Genomic DNA, 26,545 nt, shown 5'->3' on the forward strand with positions numbered 1-26,545 from the left:
AAGGAGCATGATAAGACATGGATCGAGCGTTCGCGTCCAAATTTGCCAAATACGTTTTTTTCGTTGTATGTGGACTAATCGTCCTCATGTGGTTCGGTTCGAGATTTTTTACCCATATTGACTTGGCTTTGTACGGTTATATGGTCGGGACGGTCGTATTTGTCTGCGGTTTCTTTTACCGGTTTCTGTCATGGGGGGAGCGGCCGCCTACGAAGGTGATTTTAAAGAAAGGAATCAAACTGTTGTTCCGCAAAAGCACGCCGGCGACGGCGGTGGACCATCTGGCCACGTACCGGTTTGTCTGGAATCGCGGCTGGTACCGCTGGACGCAGCACATTCTTTTGGGTTGGGGCTGCATCATTTCGGCTTTCGTCACGTTTCCCCTGGTGTTCGGCTGGATGTACTTCACGATGGGAGAGAACGGGACGTACACCGTCGTTGGTTTCGGCATCGATATTATGCGCATTAAGGCGGACGGAATTATCGGATACCTTTTTTATAATGCGTTGAATATTACGGCTTTCATGGTCATCGGCGGAGGCTGCATGGCTTTATACCGCAGATTGAAAAACATGCAGGCTGTCGCAGAGCAATCTTTTGTCTATGATTTTCTCCCGCTGTACATGCTGCTGTTCGTCAGTTTGACAGGGCTGACGCTCACTTTCTGCAATATGTTTTTGCACGGGTACGGGCAGCCTGTCGTATCTATGGTGCATCAATGGTCGGTCATCGTCACGCTCATTTATATTCCGTTCGGCAAGCTGGCGCATATTCCGTTCCGTCCGATGAGCGTCTTCGCCCGAAATTACCGGGAGCATTACGCCGGGCAGGCGATGAAAAGCTGCCGGGTTTGCGGGACCGGCTTTGTGTCCGAGGAGCAATCCGGCGACGTGATCGCCGTGCTGCAGACAAGCGGCATCGAATTCAAGACGGAGGAAGGTTATCACTTGGCCGAGCTTTGCTTGCCCTGCCGCCGCAAATACCGGATGTCCCGGTTTGCCGGCATTCCGACCCATCGGATCAAGTTTAAGGAGGCGAATCAGAATGCCAAAGGATAAGTTTTTTAAACAAATCGCCAATAAAACGCATCCGAACGAAAAGCTGGTGGCAACCCATTGCTCCTACTGCGGGATGCAGTGCGGCATGAACTTGAGAGTCAATACGTCCACAAACAAAATTATCGGCGTCGAGCCCCGCTACGATTGGCCGGTAACGCTTGGCAAAATGTGTCCCAAAGGCGTGACCGCCTACCAGCAGACGAATCATGATGACCGGCTGCTGCTTCCGCTGATCCGCGATGACGCTTCTTTAAAGGGAACGAAAGAAGGCTTCCGCGAAGCGAGCTGGGACGAGGCTTACGATCTGATCGCAAGGCGATTCCGGGAAATGCAGGACCAGTACGGCAAAGATTCGCTTTCCGTATTCAGCGGCGTATCGATGACGAATGAGAAATGCTACTTGACCGGCAAGTTTGCCCGGGTTGGGCTTCAGACGCGCTATATCGACTATAACGGGCGCTTTTGCATGTCGAGCGCAGCGGCGGGTTTCTTGCGCAGCTTTGGCGTGGACCGGGGATCGACGCTGCCGTGGACCGATCTGCATGAAACGGATTGCTTGTTCATTGCGGGAAGCAATACGGCGGAATGCCACCCGACGTCGATGTTCCGCGTCTGGGAAGTGCAGAACCGCGGCGGCTATTTGATCGTAGCGGACCCCCGGGAAACGCCGATCGCCCGGCGCGCGGACGTTCATCTGGATTTGCGCCCGGGGACGGATCTGGCGCTCGCCAATTGCATGATCCATCTGCTTATACGGAATGGCCATGTAGACACTGAATTCGTCAGCAAGCATACGAACGGATTTGAAGAGCTGCAGGCGGTTGTCGAACCGTTCACGCCTGAATATACGAGCGAGATCACGGGAGTCGCTCCCGACAAGTTGATCCGCGCCGCCGACATATACGGCAGGGCGCCCAACGCCGTCGTCATGTTCGCTCGCGGCATCGAACAGCAGCATAAGGGCACCGACAATGTCTCGGCCTACACGAACATGTGTCTGATCACAGGCAAAATCGGCCGGCCCAAATCGGGCGTAGCGACCTTTACGGGACAAGGCAACGGCCAGGGCGGAAGGGAGCACGGCCAAAAAGCCGATGCGCTGCCGGGCTACCGCAAAATTACAAACCCGAAGCATGTGGCAGAGGTTTGCAGCGTCTGGGGAATCAAGCCGGAAGAGATGCCGCAGCCAGGCGTATCGGCTTACGAAATGTTTGAGCTTATGCAAAACAAAACGATTCGGGGGTTGTACCTGCTCTGCTCCAATCCCGCCGTCTCGGCGCCGAACTTGAATTATGTGCGCGAGGCGCTGAAGGGGCTCGATTTTATGGTTTGCGCGGACATGTATTTGTCGGAATCCGCCGAATTCGCCGATGTCGTGCTGCCGTCCGTAACCTGGTCGGAGGACGAGGGGACGGTCACGAACCTGGAAGGGCGTATCATCAAAATAAATAAAGCCCAGGAGCCCGTAGGCGAGTCCAAGCCGGATTGGCTGATCCAGGTCGAGCTTGCGGAACGGCTGGGCAGGGGGCAATATTTCCGCCATCTGAAAACGGCCAGAGACGTCAATGACGAATTCCGCCTCGCCTCCAAAGGCGGGTATGCCGATTATTACGGCGCCACCTGGGAAAAAATCAACGAAAACGACGGCGTCTTCTGGCCTTGCCGCGATGAAGACGACCCGGGCACGCCGCATATGTTTTTGGACCATCAGTTTTATCATCCCGACGGCAAAGCCAAGCTGTGCGCGCTCCCGTACAGGCCGCCGGCGGAGGAGCCGTGCGAGCAGTACCCGCTGCGGCTTACGACAGGCCGGGTTGTGTACCACTACCTGTCGGGCAACCAGACCCGGCGCATTCCGTTCCTGCGGGCCATGTGCCCGGAGCCCTTCGTGGAGGTGCATCCGGAGACGGCCGAGCGGTACGGAATCGTCCACGATGAAGTGGTCCGCTTATACACTCGCCGCGGCGAAGCCTTTTACAAGGTGAAAGTCATCGAGGCGATCCGCAAGGATACCGTGTTCGTTCCGTATCATTTCGGCCACGAGCAGTCGATTAATTTGCTGACGATTCCGGCGCTTGACCCGATGTCGAAAATGCCGGAGTTTAAAGCTTGCGCCGCACAGATTGCCAAGCAGACCGAGAGGGTGAGCATCGATGAAACAGCATCTTTACATTGAAATGGATAACTGCATCGGCTGCCGGAGCTGCCTTGCCGCCTGTACGCAGTGCGGTGGACACGATGAAAGAAACCGCAACTACGTCTACGAGGTAGACCCGTTTGTCAGCCGTCAAACGATCCCGTTAATGTGCCTGCACTGTGTAAATCCGGCCTGTGCCCGAAGCTGTCCGGCCCAGGCCATTCAGATCACGCAAGAGGGGGCCGTCCTGTCGGCATTGGTGGAGAAATGCATCGGCTGTCAAAACTGCACGATTGCCTGCCCGTACGGGATTCCCAAGTTCGATGAAGCGCAGAACCTGATGTATAAATGCGACCTTTGCTACGATCGGACCAAAGAGGGAATACCGCCGATGTGCGCCTCGGTTTGTCCGACCCAAACGCTGCAATGGCTTACCGCAGAGGAGATCGCGGCGAAAAAAGAGCAGCACAGGCTGGGCAATTGGACGGCAAGTCATCAGCCGTTCGACCCCCTTGAAGGGGAGACGAATGTGAAGATCAGTCTTCCGGGCATTTTGCAAGGTAAGGCCAAGCTGTTTTAACTAACTTGTACTGGGGTGAGCCCGTATGGAACAGAACGGCAAACGTGATAATGACCATTTTCCTTTGAATGAGGATAACTATACGCACAATATCAGCAAGGACAACGAAAGAAAGCTTGATCGCCGGAACTTCATGAAAACACTGGCCGGCGCAGCCGGCGTGTTCGCGATATCCACGCTGCCTTGGGGGGCGCTGGCGGCTAAGGAGCTTGCGGGAATGCAAAAGAAAAGCCATCCGCAGCAAAAAATTGCCGATATTCATGCGCTGAAAATCGGGGATGCCGTCGAATTCGCCTATCCGAGCGAGCACGATTCCGCGCTGCTGATCCGCCTCGGCGAGAATGAGTACAAAGCGTATCAAAACGCATGCACCCATCTGAAATGCCCCGTCTTCTGGAGCAAGGAGAAGGAAGAGATGGTATGCCCTTGCCATCACGGGCTGTTTGACGTTCGAACGGGCTCGCCGGTGGCCGGGCCTCCGCGAAGACCGCTGCCGGAAATCCTGCTGAAGCAGGAGCAAGGCGCCATTTATGCGACGGGGGTGAAACGTTATGAAACGTAGCTATCGCGGGATCGTCTTGCTGTGTATCATCCTGTTTCTGAACATCCTCTGCACGCAAAAAGCCGTAAATGCTTACTTTTTCGAGCATTATCTTTCCGTGCTTGTCTACGCGGCGGTCAACATCGTTTTATTTCCGCTGGCTGTTTGGATTTATCGCCGGGAGCGTGCGGTCGCCTGATAGAACGATTCAAAAACACGTGAATACAAGCCTCACGGTCAGATAAGTACGTGACTCAGTTTGTGGCGATGCCACGAAAGAGGGACATCCCCTTTGTTGGAAATGGTTGTCGTGATCAACCATTTCTCATCCAGGGAGGATGTCCCTTTTTCAGTTCCTGATGCGATTCAATCTGTCTCCAATTTGATCGTATCGTACATAATGCCGCCGCCGCTGGTGACGCTTGTCATTTTGAAGGTGATTGTATTGGAGCCTGCCGCAAGCTGTGATGCAGGAAAATCGATTTGAACCATTTTGTATCTTCCGCTTTGCAATGCATCCCGGTAGATGGTTTGATCGTTCAATGCCGAGTAATCCAGCGTTGTTACGGCTACTCCGTTTACATCCACTTCTACGATCGGAAAGCGGGAGATCGCAGCCATGGCAACGGTGAGATGGGCATTTCCGCTGTACGTTTTAGCCAGATTAAAATTGACATTCCATTGTCCCGCCTGCGTCTGTGCGTAATACCAGTTGGTTGAAGGCGAGCTTGTGCCAATCGTATAGGTCAGGTTGGCCGGCACGTTATTGTAGATACCGAACTGCCTTGGGAAATTGCCCAAGTTGAATTCCCCTGATTTCCGGTCGGCAGTTCCGATCTGCCAAAGCTTATTCGGATAATTAGGCGGCGTCCAGGTAATAGTACCCAAGTTGGCGGCAGTGCCGCTAATTGCAATATTGTCCTTCTGGAGCTGATCCGTAATACTGCCGCCGGTCTGATAGGCATACAGCGAATAGGTGCCTGGCCGCACGTTTGGAATGTTGAACTTGCCGGAGGAATCCGTTTGGGCCCAATACATATAGTTCGTGCCCTGGTACAGAAATTCACCGCCGGGCTGAGCAAGAACAATCGTCGAACCTGCGGCCGAACGCCCATCGGCAACCTTCAACGTGCCGGTAACTGTGGAACGATTTAAAGGGTAATTTTGGTTTGACAGCCAAGAGTAAGGCCAGGACGCTTCCTCGGCAGCGGCTCTTGTTTTTGCGTCGCTGATATCGCCATTATTGACATATACCAACCACGGTCCATACATTTTTCCTGAAGGGATCGTTGTGGAAGTTTTCCCTAAGTGAGTTCCTTGCATCATGTTAAGCACGGTGCCGTCGCCCGTTGAGCTCTCGACGTGAACCATCAGTTCCTGATTCAGCGGTCCGCCGTTGTCGGCTTCATGGCTTACAGGGATCATCCAGACGCCGTAGTTGTTTCCATTCGAAGCTGTTCCATATACACCGTGTACATGATCTTGTGCCATATAGCTTGCCCAATCGTACTTGGAGTAGTACGAGCCGTTTGGCAGCTTCCAGGTTTCGTTCTGAACGAGCGTTCCGTTCTGAATATCGGAGACAGCGGGGAGAGCCCCTTGCTTTTCAGCGTTATAACCGTTGCGGAAGATCGATCCGTCAACGCGATAAACCGTCCGCATTTCTTGGACCGTTCCGACATTCGCGGCAACAAAATAGGAATAAATGCCGCTAACGCCGCTGCGGACGACATAGTGCAGCTCGCCGGCGCCGCCGATATAGGCGATGTCCGCCATGGTGCCGGTATTGCTTACGATTTTGAGTTGGGTCGGGCTGAGACCGCTATTTGTTCCGCTGTTATTGGTATTGTCCCAATAAAAGCCTTTAGCTGTCCCAATCAGCTCCTGGCTGCCATAGACAAGTGAGTATCCCTTGCCCGTGTTGTTAAACTTGACGGTCAAATATTCATTGGATATTGTGGCAGTCATTGCGGTTGTATCAGCAGTCAAAGTCACTCCGCCGGCCATATGTGCGACGGGCATTTGAATGAAAGAAAGCGTTAAACAGAATAATGCTGCAAACATTACAAAAGGTTTCATCATGTTGGCCATCAGCTTCATCTTTTCAACTCCTATTCTTAACACTGAGAATAATTCATCATGTTCTTCTCTTGCAACATTTACGGTGATAAGGGCGAGGCTCCTGTCTTCCGTCTAAAGGGTGGGGGAGCGGCAGCACCTCCTGCATGACGGGTTGGTAATCGGTCTTTCGGATAATCACCTGCTTTGCTATAGGATTGATAACGAAATGTAAGCGCTATCGTTTTGGATGATACCATTTCATTTTATTTCAAACAATTGGATTTTTTTGATTTATTGGACTCAAATTGACTTGATTATTATGCAAAAAAGTGCAAACGACTTTCATAAGCCCTGTCCCGGAATCGTTAGCTTATCGTAAAAGAGAGAGCTTCGGAACGGCGCCATTCGCGCGATTCCGAAGCTCTTTTCGTTGTTTTGCGGCAGGCAGGGCCGCTGTGGAGGAACTGTTGGCAATAAAAGATAAAGCGTGCAAAAATGTGCATTCGCATCCGAAGTCTGTTCGCGAGTTTCTTGCTCCTGCGAGCCGCTCCCGCAAGCAGCCGCCTCACGCCTTTTTCGTTTTGGATATGACGAACGAGGTGACTTCGGCTTTTTTGCTTTGATAGAAATGCCAGTTCAAAATAATCGAGATGATGTAGAATGCGATGAAAAAATAGAACGCTGCGACCGGGCTGCCTGTCGTATTCGTAGCCCATCCGAAAAGCTTCGGTATAAAGAAAGAGCCATAAGCCGCGAAAGCTGCCGTGAAACCTAATACGGGTGCGGCCTCTCTTGGCGGGAAGATGAAAGGGATCATTTGGAACGTAGATCCGGAACCGGTGCCCGCCGCCAGAAAAAGGAGGAGGAACGATGCCAGAAATCCGCCGAACTGATGCGCATCAATATAGTAAATAACTCCGATCGCTCCGATCCCCATCATAACGAGTACAACAGCCGTAACGTTGGACCCGCCGAGCTTATCCGCCAGCCATCCGCCTACAGGCCGGGCTGCCGCTGCGACGAAAGCTCCGAGGAACGCCAGCGACACATGTTCGGGGAACTGGGCTTTCAGCAGCAGCGGAAACGCAGCGGAATATCCGATAAATGAGCCGAAGGTGGCCACGTAGAGCCAGGTCATAATCCAGGTGTGCTTGCGCTTGACGATGACGAATTGTTCGGATACCGATTGTTTGGTTCCGGGCAAATTGTTCATGCCGAAAAATGCGATGACGGTCATGATCAGAATAGGCACGACCCAAATAAAGGCGGCATTTTGCAGCCAGACATGCTGCCCGCTCTTAAGCAACTGGCCTTCTCCGCCGACCAATGCGAAAGTTCCGGTTGTAATAATCAGAGGCGTCACGAACTGCACGACGGATACGCCCATATTGCCGAGACCGCCATTGATGCCGAGGGCTGTGCCTTTTTCCTTTTTAGGATAAAAGAAGCTGATGTTGGACAAAGACGAGGAGAAATTTCCGCCGCCTAGGCCGCAAAGCGCTGCCAAAAGGAGCATGACCGAATAAGGCGTGTCCGGGTTCTGCACGGCCATTCCGATGCCAACGGCAGGGATAGCGAGAATGCCCGTGGACAGCACGGTCCAGTTGCGTCCGCCAAACGTTCCGACCGCAAAGGTGTACACAAAGCGTAAAGTTGCGCCTACCAGTCCGGGAATAGCAGCCAGCGTGAACAGTTGGTCCTGTGTAAAATGAAATCCGATGTCGTTCAACCGGACAGCGACAACAGACCAGATCTGCCATACGATAAAGGCCAGCATGAGAGAAGGAACGGAAATCCACAAATTTCGGGTAGCGTGCCGCTTGCCTTCGCTTTTCCAAAATTGCGGGTCTTCAGGATTCCAAACTTGAATTTTAGCCATAAACATCCTACCTCCTTCATATGTGGCTTCATTGTAGCAAAGCGGACGGACCGCCCACTGTAACAAAAATCATAGTATAAAGCCGCACATTTTAAGAATTTGTGAGCAGTTGTTGAAACAATCGTTCGGCCGCTTGCCGGCCCTGCGCAATGCAGTCCGGAATTCCGACGCCGCGATACGATCTCCCGGCCACGACCAGATGCGGAAATTGCTCCTGAAGCTGCCGCTCGATATGTTGGAGCCGATCCATATGGCCTACCGAATATTGGGACATGGCCCCGGTATGTCTTATAATTTCCGTGAACAGGGGCGCTGCCGCCAGTCCGAGGATGGCGCCTAATTCTTTCTTCACTCGTTTTTCCAGCTCGGAGTCGTCCAATTCCTCATGAGACTGATCCCCCCAATGGCCTGTATACGCCCGGATCAGCACTTTCCCGGGCGGGGCGGTGTGGGTCCATTTCGACGAAGTCCAGGTGCAGGCCGTGATGAGCAGCCCCTCTTGCCTGGGAACGACAAACCCCGATCCCTGCAGAGACCGATCGAGCGCAGCTTGATCGAAAGCCATAACGATGTTGGCAACGGACGCGCTGGGGATTTGCCCCAACCGTTCCGTCAGCGGCTGCGGCGCGCCTTGAATGAGTTTGGCCGCTTGCTCGGCCGGCGCAGCCAGGACGATGCCGTCGACTTTCAGCGCCGAATGGCCGGAAAATACAATTTTATAGTTTTCCTGCTGGCGCAAGATGCTCTGAACGGGACTATTCATGCTGATGAAGGTTCCGCTTTTCGTCAGGACGGCCGCCAGCCGGTCGACCAGCGTGCGTAGTCCGCTTTTGTAGGTCAGGAACATGCTGCTGCGAAGATGGGGAGGCAGCTGGCTAACGGCAGCGTCCGGAGCCGGTGACGGCTTTTTGCTGCGGGAGGAAAGCATGCCGAGAATGAGGCTGCGGTGTTCTTTTTCCATATGAAGCAGCTGCGGAAAAGTTGCGGCGGTGCTCAGCATGTGCAAATCTCCCGCATAGATGCCGCCCAAAATAGGTCCGACCAATCGGTCGGCGACCTCCGCGCCCAGCCTTCGTTCAATCAAGCTCCCGATGGATTCGTCACCGGGGGTGCTTTTTCTAGGCAAAAGAAAATCCAATGACGCCCGGACTTTGCCGGGAAAAGAAAGCAAACGGGTGCCTATGAACGGCTTCACTCGCGTGGGGATGCCCATGGACAAGCCTGCAGGCACGGGGTGAAGCTTTCCTTTCAGGCAGATAAAGCTTTTGGAAGCGGTCGGGGCCAGTCCGGTCAAGTCGCCGGTCAAGCCGAGTTCATCGGACAAATGCAGCACGGCAGTCTTGCGGGACAAAAAGGCATCCGGGCCTTGTTCGATAATAAAGCCGTCCCGATGCAGCGTTTGAATGACGCCGCCGAGCCTGTCGCTTTTTTCCAGGAGCGTGATTTGAACCGGCTGCCCCGAAGATTCGAACTGTTTGTGCAGCTCGTAGGCTGCGGTCAGCCCCGTAATGCCCCCGCCGATTACCGCTATATGTTTGATTTTCATGGCCGCCACTCCTGACTCATTTTTCCCATAATGTATCATGGGCCGAAATCGCCGGATATGAGATAGATCACTTTCAACATTTTTGGACGCGGCAAAAGCTGCATCGTGATCTTCATCACATGCAGTTGGCCGGGCATTTTCGTATAATGAAGCGGTTTTGTAATGGAGAATCAGGAATGGAGGCGTTTGGGCGGCATGAAAAGTGAACCCGTACCCTATAACATCCATATTCATACGTATTCACTGGGAAAAGACAAAGTATTTCTTATCGGCGGCGGCCAGGCTCATATCGGGGCTGTGGCGGTCGCGTATCCCGACGGGCATCGGATCTGCGAAGAAGCCGTCACACTGCCGGGACATAGAGAAAAACCGCTAGCGGCAGAGCTCGCAAGGCTGGCAGCCTCACGGCTCAATCAGGCCGTAACGGTTATTATGGGCATCCATATCGATCAAGCAACAAAGCAGGACATCGACGAGATCGTCCGCTGCGTACGCGAAGCCATGGCGGAGGAGCTTAAGCGAGCGCAGGAGGTATTTTAGTTGCTATTTTTCTTTTTGTGTCTTCGAGTAAAAATGAACAAAATAGCGGTTGTGAATAATATAATCGCTAACAACCATCCTATCGTCGGTGCGTAATTCGTTATATTTTTGCCGCCAACCGTAAATAACAATGAAACGGAAGCCAATATACAAAGGGGCACAATGATTCTATTCACTCGGTTCCACTCCTTTTGGAAAATGATTCACATTACAGCGCAACCAATGTAACGATGTATGCTGAGCAGATGATCCTAATTGGCCAACATTTTCGTTATTTATAAATGGGTTCTGTAAATATATACCACTATTTGTCAACGCAATCAACGGTTAGTCGAAAAGGAACAGAAAACCCGTTAATGTCCATTAATAAAAGGGACGAGTCATCAGCTGTGAAATAGGCATCAAAAAGCTTGATGCAGGAAAACGAACGCATATGAAAAGGCTACCCGCTTGGGTAGCCCGATTCTGTTATGCGCCGGTAGACCCGGCTCTTTACCCTGTTATCGATCAAGCGACGCCGCAGGACATCGACGAGATCGTCCGATGCGTACGCAAAGCCATGGCGGAGGAGCTTAAGCAAGTGCAAGCATCGTTGCCATGTCCTCTTGAGCATTCCCGATCAGTTTAAGTCCGAAAGTTTGCACCAGTACGTCCAGAACGCCCGGGGTAATGAATTCCGGCGGTTTGGGACCGATGCGAATATCTTGAATGCCGAGGCTGAACAAGCCGAGCAGGATGGCGACGGCTTTTTGCTCGAACCAGGAGAGGACGATGCTGACCGGCAAATCGTTGACACTGCAGCCGAAAGCGTCGGCCAAAGCGAGCGCGATTTTGACGGTGGAGCCGGAATTGTTGCACTGCCCAAGGTCGATGTACCGCGGGATGCCGGTATCGGCGACAGTTCCGTATTCCACGTCGTTGAAGCGGAATTTGCCGCAGGACGTCGTGAGAATGACGGTATCGTTAGGAAGCGATGTAGCGAGCTCGCGGTAATACTCGCCGCCAGGGCCGGGCGCATCGCAGCCGGCGATGACGAAGAAACGTTTTATTTTGCCTGCTTTGACGGCTTGAATGATTTCGGGAGCGAGCCCGATCACCGTTTCGTGATGGTATCCGGTCGTAAGCTGCTGCTCGGAATCAATGCTGACGGCGGGCAGCGACAAAGCTTTGTCGATCAGAGGGGTGAAATCATCGCCGATGATTTTGGTGACACCTTCCAGACCGGCGATATCGTAGGAGAAAAAGCGGTCGGCATACGTGCCTTTTATAGGCATGACGCAGTTGGTCGTCGCCAGGATGGCTCCCGGGAATTTTTCGAAAAGCCGCCGCTGGTCATACCACGCTTTGCCGATATTTCCTTTCAGATGCGCGTATTGCTTCAATTTCGGGTAGCCGTGGGCCGGGAGCATTTCGGAATGTGTGTAGATGTTGATTCCTTTGCCCTCGGTCTGTTTGAGCAGTTCCTCCAGCGCATAAAGGTTGTGCCCGGTTACGACGATCGCATGGCCCTCGATTTTGTTCTGGGACACCGTGACGGGCTGGGGAATTCCAAAATGCGTCGTATGCGCGCGATCCAGAACGTCCATGATCCTTACGGCCGCGGAACCGACTTTCATCGCCATGTCGATATGCTCCTGGAGGTTGAAATTGGAGTTGGTCAAAGTCATGTAGAGCGCTTCATGTGTGATGCGGTCTACCTCGGGGTCGCTGTAGCCCAATTGGCGTGCGTGCGTGGCATAAGCGGCGATACCTTTTAACGCAAAAATCATCGTGTCCTGCAGGCTGGCGATATTTTCATCTTTTCCGCAGACGCCGACTACTTTGCAGCCGCCTGTCGGGGTTTGCTCGCATTGGTAACAAAACATAGATGAATCCCTCCGTTTCATTGTCCAGTTTTCATACACAGATTAACAGGTCTGCGGAAAAAGGTATGTGATCGCAATCACAGACAGTTAAAATGCTCACACTCAGCCGAATCAAACACGAAGGACAAAAATATTCAATTTCAGACAAAATAGACAAGAGCATGCAAGAAATCTGGCAATTGCATGCTCTATAATAGGGACATTCACCGGGGATGGCCGTTATTTCCCCGCAAGCTCGCGGTAGCGCAGGGGCGGCATGCCCGCAATGGATTTGAACGTTTTGTTAAAATGGGAAATGTGCTCAAACCCGACCTGCTCCGCAATCGTCTGGACTTTGCTCCGGGTCGTCTGCAGCAGCTTTTGCGCTTCGCGGATGCGCACAACCCGGACGTATTCGCTAAAATGGAAGCCCGTCAGTTTCAGAAAAATGCGGCTTAAATATGCGGGGCTAATATAAAATTGTTTTGCGGCAAGCTCCAGGGTAATCGGCTCTTTGTAATGGGTATTGATGTAGGAGGCGATCTCCGTCACCTTCTGGTGCATCGGATGGCCGCCGCCCGGAGGCTCGCTGCCTGACCCGCAGGAGCGGTGAATCCGGATCAGCAGTTCGGTCAGCAGCTGCCGCACACAGGAAACGTAAAGCGCCGGCCGCTCCCTGCATTCGGCCAACATTTGCTGGAGCAAGCGCTCGACGGCCTGCTGCTCTTTGAGCGGCAAGCGGATTAAAGCGGACTCGCAAAAAGGCGGCAGTTCGAGCAGCGGAGGTTCGGTCGGAGCTATGAAATCGGGCGCGAATTCGATCAGCACCCGCTCGAATTTTTCGACGCTTGAGCTTGACGTAGCGTGAAGGTCGTTCGGCACGACAACGATCAAGTCCCCTTTTTGCACGGTGTATACTTTGCCGTTTATAAAATAGACGCGCTGGCCGTCCAACAAGTAATATAATTCGTAAAACGGATGAGCATGAGGGCGGGGCATGGCGAAATAGCCTTTGCGCTGCAGCTGCTGAATGGCAAAGGATGAATCGCCGATATGGTATTTCGGTTCGGTCCGGCTGCTCATGGAAGTCCCTCTCTTTGCAGGAAGCGTATATGCAAATTTTAGCATATTTTGAAAGCGGAAGGCGCGAAATCGAAAAGCGGAAGGCCGAATCCGGCCTTGGATAAAGGAGATGGCTGCGGAATGTGGAGCCCTGACGATTTTTTGGCAAAGCTTTATGCGCAAACGGTGGAAAACAGCCTGGACCGCGCCGGCGGGACTATGCCCGACGGGGCCGGGCGCGAGGAGCTCAGGCGCCGGCTCGCCGATGCGCTGGGGGCCTGGCCCGAGCGCCGGGCGGCGCTGGAGCCCGAACTGCTCGACACGTTCGAGCATGAAGGACTTACCGTCGAGAAGCTCGCTTACTCGACGTACGAAGGGCTGCGGATACCGGCGTATGCGCTGTATCCGTCAGGCGGGGGCGGCAAGCTGCCGGCGGTGCTTGCCTGCCACGGACACGGCCCGGGCCATCGGGCCGCGCTCGGCATGAATCCCGACGGCAGCTTCGCTGACGATCCCGGGATTCACAACAAGTTCGCCGTCCGGCTGGCCCGCCGGGGGCTGTTCGTGCTCGTCCCCGAAATCATCGGCTTCGGGGACCGGAGATTGCAGGCCGGCGTGGAGGCCGATCCGTCGGCCAAAGATTCCAGCTGCCTGCCGATTGCGCTGCAGCTGCTCATGTGCGGGATGACCATCGCCGGATTCCGCGCATTCGAAGCGACGCGCGCGCTCGACTATTTGGCCGCGCGGGAGGAAGTCGACCCGGAGCGGATCGGGGTCATCGGCTTTTCCGGCGGCGGCCTGGTCGCATCTTTGACCGCTGCTTTGGATGAGCGCATCCGCGCCGCCGTAATTTGCGGATATGCGAATACGTACCTGGGGAGCATTTTGGATCGGCCGCACTGCATCGACAACTATATTCCCGGCATCCTGCGGATTGCCGAGCAGCCGGAATTGCTCGGGTTGATCGCTCCGAGGCCTTTGTTTATCGAGTCCGGGGATCAGGACCGGGTATTTCCGGTTGGAACGACGGAAGAAGCCATTGTGCGGCTGACCCGGATTTACCGCAGTCTTGGAGCGGAGGACCGGCTCGCTGCCGACATATTCCCGGGCAAGCATGAAATTTCCGGAAGAACATCATTCGACTGGCTGAAGGCGCAGCTTTCCTGAGCGGAGAGGAGACAAACCTTTTTTATGAGACATATCACGGTTTCGCAAGACGGCAGCGGGGACTTCACCGGCATTCAGGAGGCGATAGACGCCGTCCGCGTGCTTCCTCTGGAGCCTGTTACGATCTATGTCAAAAATGGAACTTATCGCGAAAAATTGCTCATTCCCGACAATAAGCCGGACATCGCACTGATCGGCGAGAGCCGCGAAGGGACGATTATCGCTTACGGCGATTACGCCAGGATGACGGGGCCGGACGGCAAAGAAATAGGAACGTTCCGCACCGCCGTTTTGAAGGTGGAGGCCGACGATTTTCGCATGGAAAATTTGACGGTGCAAAACACCGCGGGCTATGGCCCGGAAATCGCGCAGGCCGTTGCTTTGTACGCTTCCGGCGACCGTCAGGTTTACCGCAGCGTCAGGCTGCTCGGCAATCAGGACACTTTGTATACGAGCCGGGGGCGGCATTATTTTGCCGGTTGCTATATCGAAGGGCATGTCGACTTTATTTTCGGATCGGCTGCGGCATGTTTCGAATCGTGTGAAATCCGCAGTTTGCGCGGAGGCTATATCACGGCCGCTTCGACGCCGCGGGGCGCGGAGTTCGGCTACGTCTTTTTGAACTGCCGTCTGACCGGAGCGCAGGAGGAAGAGTCGGTCTACCTCGGCAGGCCCTGGAGAGCGTGGGCGCATACCGCGTTTATCAACACATGGATGGGGCCGCACATCTATTCGGCGGGTTGGGACAATTGGGACAATCCCGACAATGAAAGCACGGCCCGCTATACGGAGTACGGCAGCACCGGCCCCGGTGCGCGCGATGCCGCCGGCCGCGCCGGCTGGGCGAAGGCTTTAACGGAAGCGGAAGCGCTGCAGCTTGATGCACGGAGCGTTCTGGCCGGCCATGACGGCTGGGACCCGACGGAGAGCGGAGAAGGCGCTGCAAGGCGGGCGTGAAACATTCTCGCGCGGCCGTCTATGCGGAACGCGAATCCGTGTGATAAACTGTACGTAGCAGTAATCGTCATGTGTGACTGGCGTAACGTGGGCAACCACGAGGGAGCACATGGCTTATAGCCGTACGCCTGGGCAAAGTATTTGGTGAGCAATGGACCAAGTACTTTTTTTGCATGTTCATCCGATTATGGAGAGGGGAACGAACGTAAATGGGTTTGCTGCTTAAATCGAAGCCGTTAGCCGATCAAATCTCGCACTCTATCGCCGCCGAAGTCGGCAACTGGAAGGAGCGGGGCGTTCAACCGGCGATAGCCGCCATTTTGGTGCAGGGCGATCCGGCTTCCGCGTACTACGCCAAAGCAAAGGAAAAGCTGGCTGCCAAACTCGGGGTTGCCTTTCATTTGATGGAATTTGAGGCGCAAGTGAGCGAACAGCGCCTTCTTGAGGAGATCGAGCGGTTAAACGGGGACCCGGCCGTGCACGGAATCATGCTCGAGCTCCCCGTTCCCGGGCACATCCGCGTGCAAAAGCTGTCCGATGCCATCGCTCCGGCCAAAGATGTCGACGGCATATCTTCGGCGAACAAATTGGCGTGCATGACGGGAGAAAGCGGGTTGTACCCGGCGACGCCCCAGTCGTGCATCCGCATTTTGAAACATTACGGATACCGGCTTCAGGGGGCGCATGTCGTTCTGATCGGGCGGGGAGAAACGGTAGGGCGGCCGCTGATGCAGCTGCTGCTACGCGAAAATGCCACCGTAACCGTCTGTCATTCCTATACCGCGAATTTATCCGGCCATATCGCTCAAGCCGACATTTTGATTACGGCCGCAGGCAAAGCAGGCCTGGTGACCCCGGGCATGGTGCATGACGAATTGGTCGTCATCGATGCGGGAATCAATGAAACGGAGGCTGGAATTGCAGGCGACGCCAGCCCCGGCATTTGGGAAGCGGTGAAAGCCGCGACACCGGTTCCGGGCGGAGTAGGCACGCTGACGACCGTCATTTTGTTCGAAAATTTATTAAAAGCAATGGAACTGCAGTCCATCGGGCGGGGGGATGCAAATGAAAGTTTTTGACCGGAAGATTCGCCAATTTCTGGAGGAAGCAGGCTCAAGCTCGCCTGTGCCGGGCGGTGGCAGCGTTGCGGCGCTGTCCGCGGCTTTGGGCGCTTCCATGGGGTCCATGGTAGCCAATCTTACGGCAGGACCCAAATATGAAGCGGTCCGGGAATCGATGACGGCGGCCGTGGAGCGGATGAAATCGGCGATAGCCGAGTTCGAAACTCTGCTGGAACAAGACATGGACGCATTTCACGGATTCATGGCGGCACTCGCGCTGCCCAAAGGGACCGGCGCCGAGAAGGAAGCACGCTCGCTTGCCGTGCAGGATGCCGCGGCCCAGGCCGCCGCTGTGCCGCTCGCTCTTTTGAGACGGAGCTATGACATGATGGTTGCCTTGGACGAGATCATTCATCTGGCAAACAAAAATGTCATATCCGACCTCGGCATTGCCCTCATTATGCTGGAAGCGGCCATTCAATCCGCCTGGATTACGGCAGAAATCAATCTGGGCAGCATGCAAACCGGGCTCGAGCAGGTTTATCGGGCCGAGGGCCTGGAACTGCTGGACAAAGCCGGGCAGTTGAAGCTGAACGCTTTGCGGAAAGTAAGGGAAAGAATGAGTTAGGCAAGCCAGGCGGCCGTATGGCAGAGAAAAAGAGTTACCCCTGAGCGGGATGAAGCGCCCGGGGGTAACTCTTTGTGTTATGTCAGGTCAAGGAGGAAATCGCCGATGCTGCTTGATCTTTGATTCACGCAGAAATAGCCTCCTCGTTTGGTATCGTAATGATGAATTTCGTTCCGAACCCTTTTTGCGTGGTGACCTCCAATTGTCCGCCCGCATGCAAGATTCTGCTCCTCATTTGTTCGATTCCCAATCCCGATGAGTCGATCTCCTTCCGACGCACTTTGTTGTCTTCAAACCCCACACCATCATCCTCATAGATCAAATAAAAGCTATTGTGCGCTTCCGTTATCAGAAAAGTGACTTTGGAAGCCTGGGAATGCTTTTTCGCATTGTTGAGCAGCTCCTGAGCGATTCGGAAAATATGCCGTTTCGTCGGCAAATCTTTGGCTTCAATGGCAGCAGCCTGCTCAGCAATGAATTCAAGTTGAAAAGGAGCGGTAAAAGCTTCCTTCTTCATGTACATCGTCAGCGTTTGAATCAAACCAATCTCTTTAAGCAAATGGGGATTTAACTCAAAACAGCTTTGGCGCAAACTGGCATTGATCAATTCCACGAAATTAATCATATTGTCGAGCTGTTCCCGATCTTCTTCGGGCGTAGTATACTTTTCCGACAGGATGGTTAACTTTCTTTTCAGAAAGAAAAGGTCCTGCATCGTCGTATCATGAAGATCGGCAGCAATCCGAATCCGTTCCTCCTCCTGCAATTCGAACATGATCTTACGAAACCATTGAATGTCTTGCGCCGTTTCCTCCTGTGGAAGTTGGGAAGCCAATTGCTGCAACCTCGCGGTCAGCTTGCGGACCAAGTGGACATTCTCCAAGCTAACCTCCAAATAGGAGGTAATCAAGCGCAGCCATTGGATTTCTTCCTTTCCAAGCAGCGTATTCGCCTTTTTGCGTGTCATTACCAAATAACTCGTATACTCTTCATGATCATTCATCTCAATGCAAGTATAAAGCGGATGATCGAGCGGGGATGACGAGTTGACAAGCAGCCGAATCTCCGCAGTATTTATATCACCCTCGCTAATGATTTCAGTATCGTCCTTATACCGGAACACAATGGCTCCCCCCATCACCTGAAGCGTATCCACGATATCGACAAGTATAATATCTTTCAATTCACGGAAACTGGAAATGGTTCCAAGGTTTTTGGAAATCTTCTTCAAAGCTGTTTGCAAGACGTATTTTCTCGGGAATAAAAATGGTTCAAACCGGGTTGTCCAATATTCCGCCGCGTAGAGCACCCATGTAATAATAATCAAGGAACTAATGAAAATGAATAAAATTTGTTTATCATCCACAACTTGGCTGAATAAGAATACATATGACCCCGTAAGCAGGCTGACCGGAACGATAGCCAGCAAGCCGGCGAACAAAATCCGCCGAATAATATTACCAAAATCATATAACTGGTTGGAAGCAATCAAGTATGCAAAAGAGATGGGAAAAAATAAAATAATCCAGCTTGTGTACACAGCATCAATAATCCAATACCCAACAATTACTTTTGGAAGAAAAGAGAGGCATGTCACAGGTAAAAATGAAACCAACAATGATAACCAAACGCTCTTAATGATGCTCGAAACGTAGGATTGTTGTTTCTTAACTTTGACATACAAGAAAGTTAAAACGCACATATTGAAAATGAAACCAATAATGAAAAAGCCCAAGGTAACTGAACCATTATAACGATAAATCGTATATGTCAAGGAAGGATAGAAGGACAATAGTCTAAATAAAAATCCTGTAATAGGAATTAAATATAGATATTTGAACTTTATTTCCGGAAATTTCAAATCTCCTTTTTCCTTAAAAAAGACTACCAGAAAATGAAAAAAAACAATTGGCAACGCCGTCATAAAGCTAGTAATTGCTATCTTCCCTATGACGTCTCCCCGCACGGAAGCACCCAGGCTTATATAAATGATGGAAATGGTTAGAAAAACAGCCGCGAGTAGCCTCGCTGATTGGGAACGGTTCATTTTTCTAAAGAGCATAACACCCATGAACAGACATACAGATCCCTCTACGAGCGGAATTATGTCATAAATGGTGGTACTATTGACGTGTAGGTTGATTTCGTATTCATGCCCGTCTCTTGAAATCAATAACGTATGAGCTTGTTCTATGGTTTGCCATTTTTGAACGAATGGTGATTCGTCGGGATGCTTTCCATCAACTTGCTTGACAATATCTCCGATCTTTAAGTCAAGCTTAGCGCTGGCACCTTCCCGATCCACATCCATAATCACCCATTGTTGTTGTGGAGTCACCTTCAGGAAAATCCCAATATAAGGATAATGGAATGTAATGAACGAGCACCAAATTTGTAAGACGACAAAAATCGACACGACCAGACATAAAAAATACTTTTTTCTCATCTTAAACATCCTCCATGCTTCATTTATTTGTTATTATACTTATGTAGTACAATTGTCCGGGAAGGGGGTGATCTCTATGCCTACAATCCAGCTAACCCCCCATTTAAATCGGGCCGTACATATGTTGAAAAGCGCCGAGGTGCGCAAAAATGAAATTCCTCCAATAGCTGAACTATCTTTGTCGAAAGAAGAATCTTCCGCACTGAGGAATACTTTCAATCGTTCTGCAGCAAGTAGGAAGAAAGACCTGTCAGAAGTTAGTATCAATTGGGATTGATCCTTCAAGTAATATTTTACCAGACGAAAGAAGGATTGTAATTAGCCGCGGCTAATCATGCAATTTTTTTGTTGTCACTCTCGCGTCGATCGCAACGCGAAACGACAACTAGAAGCCTCTCCTCGGGGATACGAAAAAGAGCCTCAGCTATAGGAGGCTCTTTTTCACTTATTTGAACAATTGCTGTAATACAATGACTGCTCTTTTCAAGTCCTCGTCACTTTTCCCATCCAGGATATTTACGGCTTCCAAAAATTTTTTATTGTGATTAGGAAGTCCATGATAATCAAATAGTTCTCTAAAATCAACATCAAGTGCTTCGGAAATCTTTTCCAATGTATTCAAGGTAATATTTTGTTCGCCGCGTTCAACGAATCCGATGTAAGAATGTTGCGTATTTACTAATTCTGCAAGCTGCTCTTGGGTAATGCCTTTTAATTTTCTAACCGATCTGATTTTTGCTCCAACGGATTTTAACACAGAACTATCCACATTATTCACGCCCCTTCTTGAAGTTTAAACTGGTTGTCGTAGCGTAATAAGAGTGACAAAAATTCAAAATATGATAAAATGGAATATATAATATCAATTTTGGATTCTCATTGATGGATTTATTATAAAAGGAGCTAACGGTTAGTATATGTCAAAAATGGATATTATATTTTTTATTGTATGGATTATTTTGGCAATTATCGGGTTTGCAAGCATAGAATATACGAGATTGAAAGAAAAGAAAAAAGAAGAAGTTGATAAAAAATAGCCAATCAAAATCCGCTCTACTATAAGAGTGAATTTGATTGGCTATGATAAAGTCGTATTCAGTCGGATCGGTAATCCTTTCAGCCACCGGAGCCGTCATATATAAGGGGCCGATATATTGGAGGGTTCTTTGGAACTTCTTTGTTTGTTGCATTTTCGGCATGAACTACAGTGTTAGTTATTCCTATTCCTATTACTGTTACTAGAACCAGCAGCAACTTCTTCATTAAAAGCACCTCCCATGATTTTTGAAAATTTTTCTTCTTGGTCTTTGGATGCATGTTGCCTGTTCTTCCAGTAGAGTGAAGTACAACGCCTAAAGTCAAGATCATTGTTATGAGAAACAGCATAAGAAAGACAAAGAACAATTAAGTCTATTCCTGCGCTGACATAACCTTTTCTACAAAAATAAATAGCTTTTTGATAGTTAAATTGTATGTAATGACTTTTCCAAACAGGATTCTCGGAGTCTTTATATTGGTCAATCTCTTCCGAAAATTTATCCAAAATGTGGTCAATATCATAATGGTGTAAGTTAGCTGATTCAATTATAGCTCTCATACCAGTTATAAGTATGGAAGAAGAATTTGAGGCAATGAAGTCTGCATATTCGTTATATACGTCTTTGCCGAGAAATAAATCTATTGTATACATGTTTCCTTTTGCGAAAATGCCAAATTTTTCAATTTCTTTTCTGTCATCATCATCCAATACTTCGAACCAGCTTAAATCGGCATATGATTGTACATACTTTTTAGCTTCTTCATAATTCCCGGCTAGACTTAGAGACAGCCCTTTTAATAAAAACCCTTGTCCATAATAAACAACTAAAGGTCTTTCTGTCTCCAATGATATATTTGGGCCGTTCATTCCTGTTAACATGCTGTAGACATACATCGCGCATGTTCTTAATTCATCTGCATATTGGCCGGCCTCATTCCACTTTTGCAAAGTACAGCAGGATTGCGATATCTTCAGAAGGGCATCTAATTGTATATGATCTGGCAAATTTTTTATGAAAGGACTGAATTGTTGAATTGCTTTCCAATCTTCTTCAGAACCATTTCCCAGGGACGCAAGAAAGATTCGATATTGAGCAATGCTCACTTTTTCTGACAATCGAATCTGCTCCTGATCGCAGAAATACTTAAAATAACGAATAGACTCCTTTCTTCTACCTTGTTTAAATAACGTTTCGGCCAGGTCAAATAAGATAGATGGAGTTTCAGCGTCATCCAAACAGGAGTCAAGTTCACCTTTTGCATCCTCCAGCATAGAAAAATCCCCTTTGCATTAATTACTATCATTTCAAATTTAAACCATAATACAAGAGGAATTTACCATATATTTCTATGATGGTCAATAGAATTATCCAATGGTTAATTATATATTTCGATGTACAATTCGCACATTTTGTTAAGTTCATCAATTGCTTTTATAACTATATGAAATTGTAGAATAATGTAGAATTTGATAGGAAATGGCTCATTGTGCTCATTACAATATATGGAATTAAATAGTATTATATGGAACGAAAGGTTTTGATGGCCACAAAATCTTTCTAAAAATTCCACGGAGGTTTTTTATGAAAGTAAAACTCAAAAAATGTATCTTTTCTCTCACACTGGCAATTGCAGTGGTCGCATCTGGCGGCTCCGTTTACGCAAATGATCCGAATAATGCGCTAAAGGAGGCCGAACAAACTTCCTTAAAGCAGCAAGTAGAACAAAAGAAAAAACAGGATAAACTGACATTAAAACAACGTGGAATTAAAGATGATGTGATTACGAAACTCGGTGACAACACCGATATTGTTGCGTCCCTAATTGAGCCGGAAGGTGAAGCACTGAATTTTGCATCTCAAACCGGCTTAAGTGATGAACAATTGAAAAATTTGATTGAAGGGTTAACGACCCAGCATAAACAGGATCAAGGTAAGACGTATCTTGTGACGGATGGTTATGTTACAAAAGACAATGGCGAAATTATTCCGGTGCCTAATCTGAGCCCAAATAAAAAACAAAAGTCTATCACAGAATCTCCTACTCCAAATCTAGCAGGCATTCCAACTCTAGCAAGTATCCCAAACCATAAATATACTCAGGACACTGATACTGGTGCTCATAGAGTCACAAAGACAATACCAGGATTTATAAAAGCTTCTGGTTGGTATCAACTGCCTGACGTGTACATTAACAAAGCCAGTTATTATGCCGATGCCGTCTATGGAATGGGCAATATATTTTCGGATCGTGCTGGTTCCGATATTGGAGTTTATACAAATGACTCAAATGGGGAGAACTGGTATATTGCCATGAATGTAACAAAAGCATGGTACGCTACTTGCACACAAACGGATATGCAAAATGGTGTATGCGGTTGGCGGAGTAGTAATACAGCAATTAAAAAATCTCAACATCCAAAACTTTATATGATTTGGCGTATACTAGATCCTAACGCATCAGATAATCCTAATCATAACACAATTGATATCCAGGTTTATGACGGCAATTCCTATCAATGGCTAGCTTCTATGGGATGGTACGCTCCAGATAGAGGATTTAATCTGGATGGTTCAGGTGTCAAGATATATCGGGAACATGCTCTTGCGTGTACTAACGAGAAAGACGACTCCACTGGACAAAAAAAGAGAACATGCGATTTAAGCAATGGATCATATATGCATAATTCCAAATGGGGAGGGGTAAATATTTACAGCCCAAGCTTAACGACTCCTTGGTATTCACAATATACTTCCTCCAGAACAAATGGGGATACTGAATCTGAGAAAAGAACAATTACTATACTGTCTGAAACTCAGGATACTGATAACGCAGTAAATATCGATTTTAATTTGAAATAACATCCAAAATGGGGCAATTAATTTGCCCCATTTGGATTTTTTATTATTTTTGAAACAAATTGTAAGAATAAACCGTCAAAGATAACGATAAAGATGAAATAAGGAGTTGATACTTTGAAAAAAATAATAATTGGAATGCTAATTGGATCGTCATTGACAATGGCTACGGCTGTAACGGCTTCAAGTAACATCCAAGCACTCTTATTTCCAGTTAAGTACAAAATCAATGATCAATCAAAAGAAATCGGAAGCGAGTATGCCACTCTCAATTATGAAGGTCATGTTTACGTTCCCATTCGTTTTGTTGCTGAAAGCTTAGGAGCTGGTGTTGGCTATAACGGAGAATCAAAAGAAGTCATTGTCAAACAAGGGCAGCCAGATATTGTTGACCCAAATCCTAATTCAAAAGATCTTATGCAGGTGGGGAATCTAATACTTGTTAAAGAAGGCAATCAAACCAAAGTTTCAGGGGTTTTCAAAATACCAAGACAGGCACAGATCGGTGCTAACTTGGCATTTTTGAATGATAAGGGGGAGCAATTAGGTTTTGTTATGTTTAATGATACTTATGAGGCAGGGACCCATAGCTTTGAGCTACTAGGCGATGGGGATTTTGTGAACTATTCTTCTGTTAAATTTCACGTAGGTTACTTTAATGGCATCCGAGATGGAGGTCCCGTACCAAAGTAATTAGCAGGAAGATGTCAGGTGTTGAATGCTGGTGTTTCGTAACTTAATTAATTCAACCAACAAGAACCTTGCGGCAATACTTTGGATAAAACGCAATGAAACCACTAAGTTAAGTGGTTTCATTGCGTTTTATCTTACATATCAAAAATTATCCAAGACTGCTTTATGCAGAAGACTTTGGCAGCGATCGAGGTCTTCCTTCACCTGCTTCTTGTATAGTTGTGCCTTTTCATATCCGTCTTCGGTGAAATGGTATATGATGACCTCTTGGTATTCCACACTATCTTTGCGATGCCGTGTTCGGGTAAGTTGGAGCATCTTGGCTGGTCAGGGGCATCGATCCAGAAACAACTGTTCGAGATGCGTGCGGCGGCGAAGGAACTGGATGCGCGGGGAAATTCGGATTAAGCAACTAGCAATGCGCGGCGCAGATTTGACGAGGTGGCAACGTCGGCGGGCTCAAGAAACTGCTTCAGACCGCCGACGTGATCGACACACGCCTCTATCATGTAATAAGTATAAATGCTTGACCTTTGACCATGAAGTGTTTTTTCTTTTGCCTGCAATAAAGGATTTAAGCAGCACATTTAAATCCTTAACAATACGATACATATACTGCTTGATTTCAGATTCATGCAGAAATCGCCTCCATGCTTCAATCTTAGCGTAAGTATTCGCCTTGACAATGTGCCTCGTGGAAGCCGATGCTCATAGAGGTTAATATTTTTCCTAAACGAGAAAGAGCCGCTTGATGGCGACTCAATCTTCTCCGGGGCTTCCCATTGACCCATCGACCGCTACGAATGATTTTTTAGCAGCGGACCATTTCCTTTCCTGAATGAAATGCATTTGGTTCCGATTTTTATTCTGCAAGTGTTATCCAAAATAGCCAAGCAACAAGAACGGTATTGACAATTATAAGCGAAATTAGAATAGTATTGATCAAGACTGGAAATTTCTTTTTAGGCTTTTTTAATAAATATCCCCAGCAGAATACTACTACAACATAGAAGAGCAGAAAAAACAAATGAATGGGCTTCAGAACTTCAACTCCCTTTAGAATAATGTAGTTGATCCATATTTATTCAACTAATCAGCAAAAACCACCTTTAGTTTTCATAAAAAAGAAAACCAAAGGTGGTGGTTGGTTCAGTTAATCATAATTAAATTCTATTATAGTAATACAAAACATCCTTATGATTAGTATAAGCTCCCCATGCATTATTTATTGCTGTCCAAGTACCACCCGCTGAAAGAATTAAGCCAGCAATTGCTCCTATTCCAATCGTTTCCGCGCCTGTAAAAAGTGCGATAAGTGCGCCTACTACTACTGAATCCAGAGCATTTACAACTGCTTGTTCGCTAGTAATTGTAGATTCTACTGCTTTCTAAAACTATTTAAAACGCTGTCGTTGGATGAACTAAGATTGCTCCATTTCTATTCACTACTACTTTTACGAGTGTACTAATATTCAGGAGAATTTTTTTATTACACTTAAAAATAAGCTGAAACGAGAGGACGACGATACCTATGAGTTGGATTAAAGAGGTTAACCGAAGTGAAGTTTACGCTCAAAATAATGACCCGTATGATAACGAGGATTTTACTATTGAAACAATTCAAAGTGGTATCCCAAGCAATGAAATTTCTATTTTAGCTCAATTTTTTTTGGCACCTATAGTTTTTAGTGAGCCTAAGACTGTAATCTCAATCCCTATTGCGAGTAGCTCTCTATACGATCTGATAATGCATGAAATAGCAGTTCATTTTAATAAAATTCAAGTGTTCATGATAGAATCCAAGCCCAGGTCATTAAATCTGAGGGATGTAAAGGTTGATTCGATTTATAGAATGAATAGTTTAAGAGAGAATAGTAAATTGAATCCTATTGTTAACGAATTATTCGGATTGGTAGGAAATAGACCTAGAGGATTTATGAATAAAACGGTTTATATGAAAATAGACAGTGCTACTGTAGAAGGCTTGGATCTGGATTCTTTTGATTCCACATGGGAATTTTTGAGGAAAAGCTTTGAAAAAGATGGAGTAATTTCGTTAGTTCCAACGAATTGGTTTTTAAGAGATGAGATAAAATCATTAACTTCAATAAGATACTTTAGTGAAAGGTGCAAAGAATTATTTTTGGCAGTTGATTCTCCAACAGAAACAATTATCGGCCTTGATTTGAAAATATAGATTTTTTTCAAATTCATTTTCATTGTAAGTTAGAAAGGGGTACTACCAACGAAACTGTCGCCAAGTGCCAACTTCGTCGGTAGTACCCCTTTATGTTGAAATTGGCGGCAATGATGAAACGAGCGGTCAGCAAAGAAGTCATTAGATTTAGAATTTAGAACTGACGCCATTTACATCTTCCATAGCACTTGCACAAAACAAGCCGGATTACCTTAGCGTACGGAATTTCCGGCTTGTTTAAGATATTTTCGC

General features: G+C 48.6%; 21 protein-coding genes, 2 pseudogenes and 1 riboswitch. Of the genes and pseudogenes, 13 read left to right on the forward strand and 10 right to left on the reverse strand.

Annotated features, from left to right (window positions below):
- Nucleotides 1–17 precede the first annotated feature (17 nt).
- Genes AC6RNO_RS09955 through AC6RNO_RS09975 form a run of 5 tightly spaced genes read left to right on the forward strand, consistent with a single transcriptional unit; the run spans nt 18 to nt 4,515 of the window.
- Nucleotides 18–1,058, forward strand: a complete 1,041-nt coding sequence (locus AC6RNO_RS09955) for a hypothetical protein (protein WP_497105348.1) — start codon at nt 18–20, stop codon at nt 1,056–1,058.
- Nucleotides 1,045–3,234 carry a molybdopterin oxidoreductase family protein gene (locus tag AC6RNO_RS09960; protein ID WP_474682145.1) on the forward strand — a complete coding sequence of 730 codons (2,190 nt, stop codon included), beginning with the start codon at nt 1,045–1,047 and terminating at the stop codon, nt 3,232–3,234. The genes AC6RNO_RS09955 and AC6RNO_RS09960 overlap by 14 nt, the downstream gene beginning before the upstream one ends.
- Nucleotides 3,212–3,775: a 4Fe-4S dicluster domain-containing protein gene (locus AC6RNO_RS09965; RefSeq protein WP_488434194.1), complete on the forward strand. Its 564-nt coding sequence runs from the start codon at nt 3,212–3,214 to the stop codon at nt 3,773–3,775. Before AC6RNO_RS09960 ends, AC6RNO_RS09965 begins: the two co-directional genes overlap by 23 nt.
- Nucleotides 3,776–3,800: 25 nt before the next feature.
- Entirely contained in the window at nt 3,801–4,337 is a 537-nt protein-coding gene (locus AC6RNO_RS09970; RefSeq protein ID WP_488434195.1) for a Rieske 2Fe-2S domain-containing protein, read from the forward strand.
- Nucleotides 4,327–4,515 (forward strand): hypothetical protein, encoded by a 189-nt coding sequence (locus AC6RNO_RS09975; protein ID WP_497105349.1) that lies wholly within the window; start codon nt 4,327–4,329, stop codon nt 4,513–4,515. Before AC6RNO_RS09970 ends, AC6RNO_RS09975 begins: the two co-directional genes overlap by 11 nt.
- 167 nt (nt 4,516–4,682) lie before the next feature.
- Here the strand turns inward: AC6RNO_RS09975 and AC6RNO_RS09980 are convergent, their stop codons facing one another.
- The 3 genes from AC6RNO_RS09980 to hemG all read right to left on the reverse strand — a co-directional run bounded on the left by AC6RNO_RS09980 (nt 4,683) and on the right by hemG (nt 9,802).
- Entirely contained in the window at nt 4,683–6,416 is a 1,734-nt protein-coding gene (locus AC6RNO_RS09980; protein ID WP_497105350.1) for a polysaccharide lyase family protein, read from the reverse strand.
- Between the two features lie 526 nt (nt 6,417–6,942).
- The gene (locus AC6RNO_RS09985) at nt 6,943–8,256 is read right to left on the reverse strand and encodes a NarK family nitrate/nitrite MFS transporter (protein WP_497105351.1); all 1,314 of its coding nucleotides are present in this window, start codon (nt 8,254–8,256) and stop codon (nt 6,943–6,945) included.
- Nucleotides 8,257–8,347: 91 nt separating this feature from the next.
- On the reverse strand, nt 8,348–9,802 hold the full coding sequence (gene hemG / locus AC6RNO_RS09990) for a protoporphyrinogen oxidase (protein WP_497105352.1): 1,455 nt from the start codon (nt 9,800–9,802) through the stop codon (nt 8,348–8,350).
- Nucleotides 9,803–9,997: 195 nt separating this feature from the next.
- Between hemG and lpdD the strand changes: the two genes are divergently transcribed.
- Entirely contained in the window at nt 9,998–10,342 is a 345-nt protein-coding gene (gene lpdD / locus AC6RNO_RS09995; RefSeq protein ID WP_497105353.1) for a prenylated flavin chaperone LpdD, read from the forward strand.
- 572 nt (nt 10,343–10,914) lie between these two features.
- Here lpdD and hcp read toward each other — a convergent pair.
- Complete coding sequence (gene hcp / locus AC6RNO_RS10000; protein ID WP_488434200.1) at nt 10,915–12,207, reverse strand: hydroxylamine reductase; 1,293 nt, start codon at nt 12,205–12,207, stop codon at nt 10,915–10,917.
- A gap of 219 nt (nt 12,208–12,426) precedes the next feature.
- Nucleotides 12,427–13,269, reverse strand: coding sequence for a helix-turn-helix domain-containing protein (locus AC6RNO_RS10005; protein ID WP_497105354.1), 843 nt, complete (start codon nt 13,267–13,269; stop codon nt 12,427–12,429).
- A gap of 120 nt (nt 13,270–13,389) precedes the next feature.
- On the opposite strand from AC6RNO_RS10005, the gene AC6RNO_RS10010 reads away from it, so the two are divergent.
- The 4 genes from AC6RNO_RS10010 (at nt 13,390) to AC6RNO_RS10025 (ending at nt 17,061) form a co-directional block, all read left to right on the forward strand.
- Nucleotides 13,390–14,415, forward strand: coding sequence for an acetylxylan esterase (locus AC6RNO_RS10010; protein ID WP_497105355.1), 1,026 nt, complete (start codon nt 13,390–13,392; stop codon nt 14,413–14,415).
- A 24-nt stretch (nt 14,416–14,439) separates the two neighbouring features.
- On the forward strand, nt 14,440–15,372 hold the full coding sequence (locus tag AC6RNO_RS10015; RefSeq protein ID WP_497105356.1) for a pectinesterase family protein: 933 nt from the start codon (nt 14,440–14,442) through the stop codon (nt 15,370–15,372).
- 63 nt (nt 15,373–15,435) lie between these two features.
- Nucleotides 15,436–15,513, forward strand: a riboswitch (ZMP/ZTP riboswitch).
- Nucleotides 15,514–15,581: 68 nt separating this feature from the next.
- On the forward strand, nt 15,582–16,451 hold the full coding sequence (locus AC6RNO_RS10020; protein ID WP_497105357.1) for a tetrahydrofolate dehydrogenase/cyclohydrolase catalytic domain-containing protein: 870 nt from the start codon (nt 15,582–15,584) through the stop codon (nt 16,449–16,451).
- Complete coding sequence (locus tag AC6RNO_RS10025; protein WP_497105358.1) at nt 16,438–17,061, forward strand: cyclodeaminase/cyclohydrolase family protein; 624 nt, start codon at nt 16,438–16,440, stop codon at nt 17,059–17,061. The genes AC6RNO_RS10020 and AC6RNO_RS10025 overlap by 14 nt, the downstream gene beginning before the upstream one ends.
- 124 nt (nt 17,062–17,185) lie before the next feature.
- Here AC6RNO_RS10025 and AC6RNO_RS10030 read toward each other — a convergent pair whose 3' ends face one another.
- From AC6RNO_RS10030 to AC6RNO_RS10040, 3 genes are all read right to left on the reverse strand, one after another.
- On the reverse strand, nt 17,186–19,507 hold the full coding sequence (locus tag AC6RNO_RS10030; protein WP_497105359.1) for an ATP-binding protein: 2,322 nt from the start codon (nt 19,505–19,507) through the stop codon (nt 17,186–17,188).
- A gap of 445 nt (nt 19,508–19,952) precedes the next feature.
- Nucleotides 19,953–20,276 carry a helix-turn-helix domain-containing protein gene (locus tag AC6RNO_RS10035; protein WP_474683836.1) on the reverse strand — a complete coding sequence of 108 codons (324 nt, stop codon included), beginning with the start codon at nt 20,274–20,276 and terminating at the stop codon, nt 19,953–19,955.
- Nucleotides 20,277–20,717: 441 nt separating this feature from the next.
- Nucleotides 20,718–21,818: a DNA-binding protein gene (locus AC6RNO_RS10040; protein ID WP_497105360.1), complete on the reverse strand. Its 1,101-nt coding sequence runs from the start codon at nt 21,816–21,818 to the stop codon at nt 20,718–20,720.
- A gap of 310 nt (nt 21,819–22,128) precedes the next feature.
- Here AC6RNO_RS10040 and AC6RNO_RS10045 point away from each other — a divergent pair, with 310 nt between their 5' ends.
- Together AC6RNO_RS10045 and AC6RNO_RS10050 are read left to right on the forward strand one after the other, a co-directional pair.
- Entirely contained in the window at nt 22,129–23,406 is a 1,278-nt protein-coding gene (locus AC6RNO_RS10045; RefSeq protein ID WP_497105361.1) for a hypothetical protein, read from the forward strand.
- Nucleotides 23,407–23,520: 114 nt separating this feature from the next.
- Nucleotides 23,521–24,096 (forward strand): stalk domain-containing protein, encoded by a 576-nt coding sequence (locus AC6RNO_RS10050; protein ID WP_497105362.1) that lies wholly within the window; start codon nt 23,521–23,523, stop codon nt 24,094–24,096.
- 141 nt (nt 24,097–24,237) lie between these two features.
- Here AC6RNO_RS10050 and AC6RNO_RS10055 read toward each other — a convergent pair.
- Both AC6RNO_RS10055 and AC6RNO_RS10060 read right to left on the reverse strand, forming a co-directional pair.
- Nucleotides 24,238–24,399, reverse strand: a pseudogene (locus AC6RNO_RS10055) (Replication termination protein); the annotation flags it as partial.
- A gap of 860 nt (nt 24,400–25,259) precedes the next feature.
- A pseudogene (locus AC6RNO_RS10060) lies at nt 25,260–25,472 on the reverse strand (geobacillin-26 family protein); the annotation flags it as partial.
- 155 nt (nt 25,473–25,627) lie between these two features.
- Here AC6RNO_RS10060 and AC6RNO_RS10065 point away from each other — a divergent pair.
- Nucleotides 25,628–26,293 carry a hypothetical protein gene (locus AC6RNO_RS10065; protein WP_497105363.1) on the forward strand — a complete coding sequence of 222 codons (666 nt, stop codon included), beginning with the start codon at nt 25,628–25,630 and terminating at the stop codon, nt 26,291–26,293.
- Nucleotides 26,294–26,545: the final 252 nt, after the last annotated feature.

The organism is Paenibacillus sp. sgz302190, assembly GCF_059820445.1.